We start from the raw sequence: 13,065 nt of genomic DNA, 5'->3' as shown, positions 1-13,065 counted from the left end.
TGGGATCTCGTGTTACATCAACAACTATCTTCTTTATTAGCACAAACGGATATTGTGCTAACTGAACGCCAACAACAGCAACTTGTGCAGTATGTTGAATTATTAGACAAATGGAATAAAGCTTACAATTTAACCTCTGTACGCAATCCGAGTGAAATGGTTGTTAAACACATCATGGATTCACTTATGGTTGCACCTCATCTAACAGGTGAACATTATATCGATGTTGGGACGGGCCCTGGATTACCGGGTATCGTATTAGCAATCGCTTTGCCTGACACGCAATTTGTGTTACTTGATAGCTTAGGCAAACGAGTACGTTTTTTAATGCAGGTAAAACACGCACTTGGGTTAGATAATGTCACTCCGGTTCAGTCTCGTGTTGAAGATTATCAGCCAAGTGTTAAATTAGATGGTGTGCTTAGCCGCGCTTTTGCATCTTTACAAGATATGGTGCAGTGGTGTGAGCATTTAATTGATAATTCTGGTCGCTTTATTGCGCTAAAAGGTCAATTTCCTGAGCAAGAGTTAGAAAGCTTGCCAACAGGTGTGCACTTTGAGCAAAAGATTAGCTTAGAAGTTCCAGAACTGGATGCTGAGCGACATTTAATTATTCTTTCTAAAGATTGAGCTTTTTGAGGGCACTGTGGCAAAAGTTATTGCAATTGCAAACCAAAAGGGTGGCGTTGGCAAAACCACCACGGCTGTAAATTTAGCCGCATCGATGGCTGCGACCAAACGTAAAGTCCTACTTATTGACTTGGACCCGCAAGGGAATGCGACAATGGGAAGTGGCGTTGATAAATATAGTGATGTACCCACAATTTATGATTTGTTAATTGAAGAATTAGCTATTTCTGAAGTGATCAGTACAGAAACGTCTGGAGAATATCACTTAATTGCAGCAAATGGGGATGTTACGGCTGCTGAAGTTAAATTGATGGAATTATTTGCGCGTGAGGTGCGTTTAAGAAATGCACTGGAGTCCATCCAAGATCAATATGAGTTTATATTTATTGACTGTCCACCCTCATTGAATATGTTGACGGTGAATGCGATGGCCGCTGCAGATTCAATTCTTGTGCCGATGCAGTGTGAATATTATGCATTGGAAGGGTTAACTGCCTTGATGGATACCATTACCCAATTAGCTAAATTAGTAAATCCAAATTTACAGATTGAGGGGATTTTACGTACCATGTATGATCCACGTAATCGTTTAGCCAATGATGTTTCTGAACAATTAAAACAGCATTTTGGTGAAAAAGTATATCGTACTGTGATCCCACGTAATGTACGATTAGCCGAAGCGCCGAGTTTTGGTGCACCAGCAATGTACTACGATAGGGCATCAAGTGGTGCAAAAGCGTATTTGGCGTTAGCTGGGGAAATGTTGCGTCGAAAAGAAAAGCAATCTGCTGCGGTTGCCTAAGAGGATAATAATAACATGTCGGTTAAAAAACGTGGTTTAGGCCGAGGTTTGGACGCTTTATTGAGCTCTGCAAAACCGGCTCCTTCATCTGAGCCTGTTGCCATTGATATCGTGGAAGATGTCAAAAGCGATGTTACCGAAAAGCACATTGACAGTAAAATTGAACATACTGATGGTGAGTTGCAACGGTTGCCGATTGAATATTTACGGCCAGGAAAATATCAACCTCGTAAAGACATGTCGGAACAAGCGCTTGAAGAACTGGCTGGTTCAATTCGCTCACAAGGCATATTACAGCCTATTGTTGTGCGCCATATCAGTGATACGGATTATGAAATTATTGCTGGTGAACGACGTTGGCGAGCTGCGCAATTAGCACAATTAAATGTTGTGCCTTGTATTTTGAAACAGGTGGCTGATGAAGCTGCGGTTGCTATCGCATTAATAGAGAATATTCAGCGTGAAGACCTCAACGCGATGGAAGAAGCGGTTGCATTGCATCGCTTGCTTACAGAGTTTGAATTAACGCATCAACAAGTGGCTGAAGCGGTTGGTAAATCACGTACCACAGTGACAAATCTACTACGTCTCAATAATCTCAATGATGATGTTAAAATTTTGTTGGAGCATGGTGACATCGAAATGGGTCATGCTCGGTGCTTATTGGCACTCTCTGGAGAAGCGCAATCTGAGGTTGCCCGTACCGCTGTTGCAAAAGCCCTGACAGTCCGTGAAACAGAGAAACTGGTACGTAGTATTTTAACCCCAGTGGATAAAAAAGAAACAAAGGAAAAGGACCCAGATGTCAAATTGTTAGAACAACAATTAGGCGAAAATCTAGGTGCTAAAGTGGAAATTAATTATAATAATCGAGGTAAAGGCAAGCTGGTGATTTCTTATACTAGCTTAGATGAACTCGATGGCATTTTGGGCCGCATTCATCCAGACATGCAACAACCGCCTGAATGACCAATAAATAAACAATGGTGGTGCTGAAAAAGCGCCACTATTCGTCTCTTCAAGTTGCAAAATCACCAAAAATAAGTATAATTTCGCCAGTTTTCATACCCTGATTAAGTTTAAGGTCATAAAGGTTAATAAAAAGTGACTCATTCGTTAGCTGGCCCGTATAGACGAGCCGCATTAAAAGGCGTATTACTTCAGGGTATCGTAGCAATCGTCGCTGCAGTAATAGTTTTAATAGCTTGGGGAGTGCATGCGGGGGCATCTGCAATAGCCGGTGGCCTAGTTTCAGTACTTCCTAGCTTAGTGTTCGCTTTATACGCCTTTAGATATATGGGCGCGAGTAAAGCAGAGCAAGTATTTGACTCGATAAAACGAGGCAATGGATTAAAGTTTTTGCTGACTGTGTGTTTGTTCGCACTGGTATTTAAGTATTTTTCAGTCATGGCATTGCCATTTTTTTGCTGTTATATACTGGTGATGTTCACGCAATGGTTGGCACCGATTTTTTTTAATCATTAACTTTTGGGATAAAACATGGCTGCAGAAGAAGTTACTCTATCAAGCCATATTCAGCATCACTTGACCAATGCCAAGATGTGTTCGACCGACGCCGGTCTTGCCTTCAATAAAGCATGCGCGGACAGTGGTTTCTGGACATGGCACGTAGATACCCTCGCATGGTCAATCGGTTTAGGTCTGATATTTTTATGGATCTTCCGTAGTGCCGCTACTAAATCTACCACAGGTGTACCGGGTAAATTTCAGTGTTTCATTGAAATGATCGTGGAGTTCGTTGGTGACAACGTACGTGACACTTATCATGGTAGTAGCAAGCTTATAGCTCCATTAGCTCTAACAATTTTTGTTTGGGTGTTCTTAATGAACCTAATGGACTTAATACCTGTAGATTTCTTACCTGCATTCGCTGGTGTTGTTGGTGAAACCGCATTTGGTATGGACTCTCACGATGTGTACATGAAGATTGTACCAACCACTGATATCAACTTGACCGCAGCGCTTGCAATTGGTGTGTTCTTATTGATGATCGGGTACTCAATTAAAATCAAAGGCATCGGTGGCTTTATTAAAGAGCTTACGTTGCACCCGTTCAGTTCAGATAACAAACTGGTTCAAGTACTTTTGATCCCGTTTAACTTGCTACTAGAGACGATAGCATTGGTTGCTAAGCCGTTCTCGTTAGCGCTTCGTTTGTTTGGTAACTTATACGCTGGTGAGTTGATTTTCATCTTGATCGGCGCAGTTGGTTTAATGCAACTACCGTTGCACTTTATTTGGGCTGTATTCCACATCTTAGTAATCGTTCTGCAAGCATTCGTATTTATGATGCTTACAATCGTATACCTAAGCATGGCGAGCTCAGATAATCATTAATTTTTATTTTATATTTTAACTTTAATTTACAATTGAAACTTTGGAGAAAAAAATGGAACTAGTATTAGGTCTTAAGTACATCGCAGTTGCTTTACTTATCGGCTTCGGTGCTATCGGTACAGCGATCGGCTTCGGTAACATGGGTGGTAAATTCCTTGAAGCATGTGCTCGTCAGCCTGAACTTGCGCCTTCACTACAGGTTAAGATGTTCATCCTAGCTGGTCTAATCGATGCTGTTGCAATGATCGGTGTTGGTATCGCGATGGTATTGTTGTTCGTACTTTAATTTAACTTTGAACAGCTTACTATTTAAGGAGGAGCGGTTGTGAACTTAAACGCCACTCTTATCGGTGAATTAATTGCGTTTACGGTCTTCGTATTATTTTGTATGAAGTTCGTATGGCCACCACTAAATGGTGCAATTGAAGCTCGCCAGAAAAAAATCGAAGATGGTTTAGCTGCCTCTGATAAAGCCGAAAAAGAACTTGAACGTGTGCGTCTAGAGGCTGCAGAGCAGTTGACAGAAGCAAAAACTCAAGCGGCTGATATCATTGATCAAGCTAAAAAGCGTGCAGCGTTAATTGTTGACGAAGAGACAACTCGTGGTCAGCAAGAGCGTGAGAAAATTATTGCTCAAGGACACTCTGAAGTTGAATCAGAGCGTAGCCGTGTGACAGAGGACCTGCGTAAGCAAGTTGCTACTCTGGCAGTGGTTGGCGCTGAGAAGATTTTAGAGCGTGAAATCAATCAAGCCGCACACAGTGACATCGTTGAAAAACTTGTCGCTGAGCTGTAACGGAGGGTATGAGCATGTCTGAATTGACTACTATCGCTCGCCCATACGCTAAAGCGGCTTTTGAACTTGCTGTTGAAAAAGGCAATGTTGACGCTTGGAATGACATGTTGTTCTTCGCTGGCCAAGTGGCCAGCGATGAGCAAGTGGCTTCTTTGCTTGCAAGCATGCCAACTGCTGCAGAACAAACTGATGTATTACTGAAAGTGTGTTCTGAGCAACTCAACGAACAGGGTCAGAATCTTATCAAGCTGATGGCCGAAAATGAGCGTTTAGCCGCCATTCCAGCAGTTGCTGATATTTTTGCTGAATTTAAAGCAGAGTATGACAAAGAAATCGACGTTGACGTGATTTCGGCAACTGAACTTGCTGGTGAACAGCAAGACAAATTGGTCGCGGCACTTGAAAAACGTTTCGCACGCAAAGTTAAGCTGAATTGTAGCATCGACGAAGCCGTAGTTAGCGGCCTTGTGATCAAAGCTGGTGACACCGTTATTGACGGAACTGTCCGTGGCAAACTTGACCGCCTAGCGGCCTCGCTACAATCGTAATTGGGAAAATGAGCATGCAACTTAATTCCACAGAAATTTCTGCGCTGATCAAACAACGTATTGAGCAGTTTGAAGTTGTAAGTGAAGCACGTAACGAAGGTACAATTGTATCTGTTACAGATGGTATCATCCGCATCCACGGTCTAGCTGACTGTATGCAAGGTGAGATGATCGAGCTTCCTGGCAACCGTTATGCTATCGCACTAAACCTTGAGCGTGACTCAGTAGGTGCAGTAGTAATGGGTCCTTACGCCGACCTTAAAGAAGGCGTAAAAGTACAATCTACTGGTCGTATCCTAGAAGTACCTGTTGGTCGTGGTCTACTTGGTCGTGTTGTAAACACACTTGGTCAGCCTATCGATGGTAAAGGCGCACTAGATAACGACGGTTTTGAACCTGTTGAGAAAATTGCACCAGGCGTAATTGAGCGTCAATCAGTAGACGAGCCAGTACAAACTGGTTATAAGTCTATCGATGCAATGATCCCAGTTGGTCGTGGTCAGCGTGAGCTGGTTATCGGTGACCGTCAGACTGGTAAAACTGCACTTGCAATCGATGCAATCATCAACCAAAAAGGCACAGGCGTTAAGTGTGTGTACGTAGCGGTTGGTCAAAAAGCATCTACGATTGCAAACGTAGTACGTAAACTTGAAGAACATGGTGCACTTGAAAACACAATCGTTGTTGTTGCATCAGCTTCAGAATCAGCAGCGCTACAATTCCTAGCGCCATTCGCTGGTTGTACTATGGGTGAATACTTCCGTGACCGCGGTGAAGATGCACTAATCGTATATGATGACCTGTCTAAGCAAGCTGTTGCTTACCGTCAGATCTCATTGCTATTGAAGCGTCCACCAGGTCGTGAAGCATACCCAGGTGACGTATTCTACCTTCACTCGCGTCTTCTAGAGCGTGCATCGCGTGTAAACGCTGATTACGTAGAGAAGTTCACTAACGGTGAAGTGAAAGGTAAAACAGGTTCATTGACAGCATTGCCTATCATTGAAACTCAAGGTGGTGATGTTTCTGCATTCGTACCTACTAACGTTATCTCAATCACCGATGGTCAGATCTTCCTAGAAACTGACTTATTCAACGCAGGTATCCGTCCGGCAGTAAATGCTGGTATCTCGGTATCTCGTGTTGGTGGTGCTGCGCAAACGAAAATCGTTAAGAAACTAGGTGGTGGTATCCGTCTAGCGCTAGCTCAATACCGTGAACTAGCGGCGTTCTCTCAGTTCGCTTCTGACCTTGACGATGCAACTCGTGCTCAACTTGAGCATGGTGAGCGCGTAACTGAGCTAATGAAGCAGAAACAATACGCACCAATGTCTGTTGCTGAAATGTCTCTGTCTCTATTTGCAGCTGAGAAAGGCTTCCTACAAGACATCGAAATCGCGAAAATCGGTGACTTCGAAGAAGGCCTAATTGGTTTTGCAAACAGCACATACGCAGAGCTAATGGCTCAAATCAATGAAACAGGTAACTACAACGCCGAGATCGAAGCGCAGTTGAAAGAACTTCTTGAGAAGTTCAAGTCAACGCAAACTTGGTAATTTAGTTATGCATGGTGGGTGTTATCGCTAACACTCACCTTGATTCGGAGAGAGAGTCATGGCCAGCGGAAAAGAGATTAAAAGCAAGATCGGGAGTATTAAAAATACTCAGAAGATCACCAGCGCAATGGAAATGGTTGCCGCTTCTAAAATGAAGCGTGCGCAAGACCGTGTGGCATCAAGCCGTCCATATGCTGAGAACTTACGCAAAGTGATCGGTCGTGTTGCTCAAGCTAATCTTGACTTCCATCATCCGTTCTTAGAAGAACGTGATGTGAAGCGAGTTGGTTATATTGTTATCTCTACTGACCGTGGTCTGTGTGGCGGTTTGAACACGAATGAGTTCAAAAAAGTGACACAAGACGTACAAGCTTGGAAAGAAAAAGGCGTAGATGCAGAATATGCAACGCTAGGCGGTAAAGCTGCTGGTTTCTTCCAACGCTTCGGTGGTCAACTACTCGCTAAAAAAGCGGGTCTTGGAGATGCACCTTCAATTCAGGACGTAATTGGTCCTGTTAAAGTAATGCTTGATGCATTCGCTGAAGGAAAAATTGACCGTTTATTCGTGGTATACAACAACTTTGTAAATACCATGAAGCAAGAGCCAGTAATCGATCAGTTATTACCTTTGCCAAAAGCTGAAGAAGAAGTATCAGCTCACGCTTGGGACTACTTGTACGAGCCAAACCCAGAGGCTATTTTAGAGACTCTGTTAGTACGCTTCATTGAATCACAAGTGTACCAAGGTGTAGTTGAGAATGCTGCCTCTGAACAGGCTGCCCGTATGGTTGCAATGAAAGCCGCAACTGATAATGCTGGTGACCTAATTGATGAGCTGCAACTGATTTATAACAAAGCACGTCAAGCTGCAATCACACAAGAGATCAGTGAGATTGTTAGTGGTTCGGCTGCGGTATAACGCTTCGGCAAAGTTTAACGAGAGGAATAGACATGAGTTTAGGTAAGGTCGTCCAAATTATCGGCGCCGTTGTGGACATCGAGTTCCCACAAGATAGCGTGCCAGCTGTATATGAAGCAGTAAAAATTACAGAAGGCGACTTAGTTGGTTTGACTCTAGAAGTTCAACAACAACTAGGTGGCGGCGTAGTTCGTGCAATCGCACTAGGTACTACTGACGGTTTACGTCGTAGCACTGCAGTAGAAGGTACAGGCGAGCCAATTAAAGTTCCAGTAGGTACAAAGACCCTTGGTCGTATCATGGACGTATTGGGTCAGCCAATCGATGAAGCAGGTCCAATTGGTGAAGACGAGCGTATGTCAATTCACCGTGCAGCCCCTTCATATGAAGAGCAATCAAGTTCAATCGAACTACTAGAAACAGGTATCAAGGTAATCGACCTTGTATGTCCGTTCGCTAAAGGTGGTAAAGTTGGACTATTCGGTGGTGCCGGTGTAGGTAAAACCGTAAACATGATGGAACTTATCCGTAACATCGCAATCGAGCACAGTGGTTATTCTGTATTCGCTGGTGTTGGTGAGCGTACTCGTGAGGGTAACGATTTCTATCATGAAATGAACGATTCAAACGTACTTGATAAAGTATCGCTTGTATACGGTCAGATGAACGAGCCTCCAGGTAACCGTTTACGTGTTGCACTGACAGGCCTTACTATGGCAGAGAAGTTCCGTGACGAAGGTCGTGACGTACTTTTCTTCGTAGATAACATTTACCGTTATACACTTGCAGGTACTGAAGTATCAGCACTTCTAGGTCGTATGCCATCAGCGGTAGGTTACCAGCCTACACTCGCTGAAGAAATGGGTGTACTTCAGGAGCGTATCGCGTCGACTAAAGCTGGTTCAATCACATCAATCCAAGCGGTATACGTACCTGCGGATGACTTGACGGATCCATCTCCTGCTACAACCTTTGCTCACTTAGATGCAACAGTTGTACTTTCACGTGATATCGCATCTCTTGGTATTTACCCAGCGGTAGATCCACTAGATTCATCATCTCGTCAGCTTGACCCACAAGTAATTGGTCAAGAGCACTATGATACTGCACGTGGCGTTCAGACAGTTCTTCAGCGTTATAAAGAGCTTAAAGACATCATTGCAATTCTAGGTATGGACGAGCTTTCTGATGAAGATAAGCAAGTTGTATCTCGTGCACGTAAAATCCAACGTTTCCTATCTCAGCCGTTCTTCGTTGCTGAAGTATTCACGGGTGCGTCAGGTAAATACGTTTCACTGAAAGACACTATCGCAGGCTTCAACGGCATCTTAAACGGTGAGTATGATGATCTGCCAGAGCAAGCTTTCTACATGGTTGGTTCTATCGACGAAGCAGTTGATAAAGCAAAAAACATGTAATTTAGGGGGTTATTATGGCAATGACAGTACAACTTGACGTAGTAAGTGCAGAGCAGAGTGTATTCTCTGGTAGCGTCGCTACAATTCAAGTGACAGGTAGTGAAGGTGAGTTGGGTATTCACCCAGGTCACGCCCCACTCCTGACTGGCCTAAAACCTGGTATGGTACGTTTAGTTAAAGCAGACAGCAGCGAAGAGATCATCTACGTTGCTGGCGGCACATTAGAAGTTCAACCACAGACAGTAACCGTCCTTGCTGACGTTGCTATCCGTGGTGAAGACCTAGATGAGCAAGCCGCTGAAGAAGCTAAGCGTGAAGCGCAAACTCAAATGGCATCAGGGGCAGCTTCAGAGCTTGACCACCAAGCTGCCGCGGCACAACTGGCTGAAGCGATTGCTCAGCTACGCGTTATCCGTCAATTGCGCAAATAAGTACAAACCTATCTGGTTTAAAAGCCCACACCAAATGGTGTGGGCTTTTTGTTTACAACCATTATACATAAATAGATAAATATATTTTATTCCCTTCAATTTTCACAGTTTAAAAAATTATTATTGTTACTAATACACTAACAACTTTGTAATAAAAAGTTGTGTTCACTGTACCATTCGATAGAATAAACAGATTACTCATAATTATATTGCTTTGAACAATGAATGAAGTTAGCTTTTCCAGGAAGGTCAAAGAGGTTAAATTTGGCGAGTGGAGTCTAGATCCAAAACGTCAAACTATTCATGACGGAGAAGTAGAACGAGAGCTTGAACCTTTATTGTTTAACATACTATGCTATCTGGCGATCAATTGTGAGCAGATTATTACCAGACAAGATCTTGTTGATGATGTTTGGAAGCAAAATTATGTAGATGATAATGCCATTAATAGAGCGATGTCTGAACTTAGAAAGGTGCTTAAGTCTGAGCGGCAAAAAGGCATTATCGTAAAAACACACTATCGAAAAGGGTATAGTTTCTTTCTTGAACCAATTATTATTTATCATCAATCCAGCACGGATAAAAATCAAGAAACAAACAAAAAAGAAAGTGTAGGTAGAGAGCAAAATAATGCGATAGAGCTTGAAAAATCAACATCAAAACGTGGTTCTTCCAGTGTAAAGAAAGCGGTAATTATGACTTTTTTTACCGTCGTGCTTTCGGCAGCTGCATATCAAGGATACCGCTTTAAAACCGATGTTAAAGTACAACAAAAAAGTATCGAAGAAAGTGTACTGTCTTGGTTACCAGGACGATATACCTTACTCACATTATCTCCAGATAAAAAGCAGGTGGCTTTTTCATTCATTCCAAACGATAGCCAACATTATTCATTGGTGGTTAAAGGGCTTAATGGCGGCCAAGAAAAGCGGCTAGGAGAGGAAGGGGTTAATTACCTTCCGCTGGGGTGGTCGGTAGACTCCAATGCTATTTTTTATCGCGCAACAACAAAAGATAAGTGCCAAGTCTGGCGTTTGAATGCTGACTTTAATTCAGATAATCAGTTTTTATTTGATTGTAACTTAAATGACAGTATGACGGGGGGCGGTGCCGGCAATAATCGGTTTATTTATTCCAAAACAGGGTACAGAAATAGAGATGAATTAGCCGCATTGGTTAATCGGAGCTTAGCGACTGGCGATGAATTTCAAATTACATCACCAAACCTCAACTCGTATGGTGACCGTTTCTTATCGTATATTCCAGGTAAAGAGCTCATTCTATTTGAACGACGCCAATATGATATCAATGAGTTATATGTGACAGACCCTGATGGTGGAAATCAAGAGAAATTATTTGAGACATCGCACCGAATATGGGCTGTTACTTATGATGAGCCATCAGGAATGTTGGTTTGGTTAGATAATACTGAAAATATCGTCTATGAATATGATTTATTTAATCGCAAGATACATAGTATTGTTGAATTAGAAACAGATAAAACCTATGCCAGCTTTCAAGCGTTCGATAAAGATTCGTTATTGCTAGTCAGTTATCCTTTTTTGAGAGATATCCATCAATTTAATTTGCAAACTAATGACGTTAGTATTGTGGATGAAAGTGATTATGAAGATCGCTCAGGAATAGAAGTTGATGATGGGTACTTATTTTTAACTCGACGAGGCAGTGAGAGCTTCATTAGCTTTACACAAAAAAGCAGCAATGAACGACAACCACTTCAAATCCCCAAAGGGCGTCTTAGCGCAATTCGTTATAATTACGATACGGAACAACTTTTGTTGCAACACGCTGAAAAAATAGAGCTGTATGATTACAAAACATTACGTTTAGTCGATACTATTCGTACTGAAGGCACCGTTATTTCTGCCGAGTTTCTTGGCAAAGAACAAATAGGTTTTGTTGTTGTTAGTGATAAAAAAATAAAAAGCAAAACATTTAGGTATTCAATTAATGATAAAAAGAAAGTAGAGGTTCCAGCCTTAACTTCTTTATGGATTGGCCATTTAGATGAGTCTACTTTGGTTTCGCTCTCATCGAATGATAAAGTTGTGCTCTATGATGTATTCTCTGGAGAGCAAATAGAGCAATATGAATTACCTCAGGCAAAGTACAAGCATTCTATTACCGTAGGTCACGGCAATATTTATTATTCTGATGGGGAAAAGGTATATAAAATCAACCGTGATGACTCTGAGAGTATAGAGGAGTTATATAATCCCGGTTCAGTCATCGGTGGTGTTCAATACTCTGAGATAAATGGCAATATCCTATTGGATATTATTACGGTATCAGAGAACCAGTTACTAAAAATAGCGCTTAAGTAAAATAACCTTTTTGGTATCTAGATGACTTAAAAATTACCGATTTGATTTATTGGTATCTTTAACATTTCCTACTAGTGAGATCACCTATAATAAACTTCAACCTTTGGCTGCTTACTTTCAATATGTTAAGAGAAGGAGGTTGTGCTCACGGGTAGGTAACATAGTGCTTTGTTTGTTGTAGCATCGATTTATATTCATTCCCTTCGATAAATTCTTGTCTACATGTTTCTGGATCAATACTCTGCTTTCGCTTAGTGTCGAGCGTGTTTATTACTGGTTGGCAAAGCATGAGATTTGCGGTGTTTTATTTTAGTGTTTTTTGTAGAGTCAAACTGAAGAATACCTATTTGCAAATAGCTCCGAGTTTGAATAACTCTATTTTAAGTGCTGACTTATTGAGTTTATACGATGCTTATTTGCAAGGTCTATGACGTAATACTTGATATGGTGTGTGAAAGCCTAACCCATTGGCATACTAAATAGCATCAAATAACGATTCTTTGCCAGATAGTTTGGTCAATCTGACACCCCTTTTTAAACGAAAATATGTGACAGGGAATATGACATACTTACTATTGCCCCCTTACTACTGCACCGAGTAAATCTACACTTCATTACTTTGTTATTAAACAGTCATTGGACTTGTGACTGAGTGACAGCCTTTGTGAGTGGCATGAAAGTCATTGCGCTGCTTAAAAGCAACTCATGATAATTGATTTACACTTATACGGTCATCAGTTTGCACTTTTCCTCTATACGTACTCGTTAATTTCATGCTGTACATCGCTTTATTTTAGCAAGCGTTTTGAGTTTTCTACTGGTTGATGCTCAGTCGTAACTTATTAAGCGCTTTGCAGTTGTGGTAAGGCATATAAATAAGGGCAATTTTTAAAGTTGATAGGAATAATTTTAGGTGTGAAATGAAGTTTCAATATTATCAAAAGCGAACTTTATTATTTAAGTTTACATATCAACAACTTGAGTGAAATATTATGGGTAATATATAAGGTTTTATAATTACCTAAAAACAGTGGAATTGTTTAATCTGTAGTTACTCACAAAGCAGCAGTATATAAATTACGAGAATAAAAATATGATGAAACTGACACTGAAAACGAAAAAGATAAAGAAGCTACTTATTGAACCGACCTTAGATGCAAAGCAAACACAGCGTATCGCCGGTGGTACGAATACCGACACTATTACACGGACGGTACAAAACCCGAACTAAATTTTAATACCAATACCAATAACAATAACAA

At 41.5% G+C, this 13,065-nt stretch carries 14 protein-coding genes; all 14 read left to right on the top strand.

Annotated elements, in window-relative coordinates; all coding sequences use genetic code 11:
• Positions 1-9 precede the first annotated feature (9 nt).
• Positions 10-630, top strand: a complete 621-nt coding sequence (gene rsmG / locus J8L98_RS20455) for a 16S rRNA (guanine(527)-N(7))-methyltransferase RsmG (RefSeq protein WP_210997958.1) — start codon at positions 10-12, stop codon at positions 628-630.
• 16 nt (positions 631-646) lie between these two features.
• Entirely contained in the window at positions 647-1,432 is a 786-nt protein-coding gene (locus J8L98_RS20450; protein ID WP_192509169.1) for a ParA family protein, read from the top strand.
• Positions 1,433-1,447: 15 nt separating this feature from the next.
• Positions 1,448-2,401 carry a ParB/RepB/Spo0J family partition protein gene (locus tag J8L98_RS20445; RefSeq protein ID WP_210997957.1) on the top strand — a complete coding sequence of 318 codons (954 nt, stop codon included), beginning with the start codon at positions 1,448-1,450 and terminating at the stop codon, positions 2,399-2,401.
• A 135-nt stretch (positions 2,402-2,536) separates the two neighbouring features.
• On the top strand, positions 2,537-2,917 hold the full coding sequence (locus tag J8L98_RS20440; RefSeq protein WP_010366214.1) for an ATP synthase subunit I: 381 nt from the start codon (positions 2,537-2,539) through the stop codon (positions 2,915-2,917).
• A gap of 15 nt (positions 2,918-2,932) precedes the next feature.
• Positions 2,933-3,790, top strand: coding sequence for a F0F1 ATP synthase subunit A (atpB, locus tag J8L98_RS20435; protein ID WP_192509167.1), 858 nt, complete (start codon positions 2,933-2,935; stop codon positions 3,788-3,790).
• 52 nt (positions 3,791-3,842) lie between these two features.
• A complete protein-coding gene (gene atpE / locus J8L98_RS20430) occupies positions 3,843-4,076 on the top strand; it encodes a F0F1 ATP synthase subunit C (RefSeq protein WP_004335261.1) in 234 nt (77 codons plus the stop codon).
• Positions 4,077-4,115: 39 nt separating this feature from the next.
• On the top strand, positions 4,116-4,586 hold the full coding sequence (gene atpF / locus J8L98_RS20425; protein ID WP_010366190.1) for a F0F1 ATP synthase subunit B: 471 nt from the start codon (positions 4,116-4,118) through the stop codon (positions 4,584-4,586).
• A gap of 14 nt (positions 4,587-4,600) precedes the next feature.
• Positions 4,601-5,134 carry a F0F1 ATP synthase subunit delta gene (atpH, locus tag J8L98_RS20420; protein WP_010366188.1) on the top strand — a complete coding sequence of 178 codons (534 nt, stop codon included), beginning with the start codon at positions 4,601-4,603 and terminating at the stop codon, positions 5,132-5,134.
• Between the two features lie 14 nt (positions 5,135-5,148).
• Complete coding sequence (atpA, locus tag J8L98_RS20415) at positions 5,149-6,690, top strand: F0F1 ATP synthase subunit alpha (protein ID WP_010366186.1); 1,542 nt, start codon at positions 5,149-5,151, stop codon at positions 6,688-6,690.
• 58 nt (positions 6,691-6,748) lie between these two features.
• A complete protein-coding gene (gene atpG, locus J8L98_RS20410; protein ID WP_010366183.1) occupies positions 6,749-7,609 on the top strand; it encodes a F0F1 ATP synthase subunit gamma in 861 nt (286 codons plus the stop codon).
• A gap of 32 nt (positions 7,610-7,641) precedes the next feature.
• Positions 7,642-9,027: a F0F1 ATP synthase subunit beta gene (atpD, locus tag J8L98_RS20405; RefSeq protein ID WP_010366182.1), complete on the top strand. Its 1,386-nt coding sequence runs from the start codon at positions 7,642-7,644 to the stop codon at positions 9,025-9,027.
• An 11-nt stretch (positions 9,028-9,038) separates the two neighbouring features.
• Complete coding sequence (locus J8L98_RS20400; RefSeq protein WP_040698348.1) at positions 9,039-9,458, top strand: F0F1 ATP synthase subunit epsilon; 420 nt, start codon at positions 9,039-9,041, stop codon at positions 9,456-9,458.
• A gap of 221 nt (positions 9,459-9,679) precedes the next feature.
• Positions 9,680-11,803 (top strand): winged helix-turn-helix domain-containing protein, encoded by a 2,124-nt coding sequence (locus J8L98_RS20395; protein ID WP_210997956.1) that lies wholly within the window; start codon positions 9,680-9,682, stop codon positions 11,801-11,803.
• A gap of 1,093 nt (positions 11,804-12,896) precedes the next feature.
• The gene (locus tag J8L98_RS20390) at positions 12,897-13,034 is read left to right on the top strand and encodes a hypothetical protein (protein WP_210997955.1); all 138 of its coding nucleotides are present in this window, start codon (positions 12,897-12,899) and stop codon (positions 13,032-13,034) included.
• Positions 13,035-13,065 lie beyond the last annotated feature (31 nt).

Source organism: Pseudoalteromonas sp. MMG013 (assembly GCF_018100885.1).
GTDB lineage: Bacteria > Pseudomonadota > Gammaproteobacteria > Enterobacterales > Alteromonadaceae > Pseudoalteromonas > Pseudoalteromonas aurantia.
Note: the sequence above shows the minus strand (reverse complement) of the source record. Positions and strands in the feature narration are given on the sequence as shown.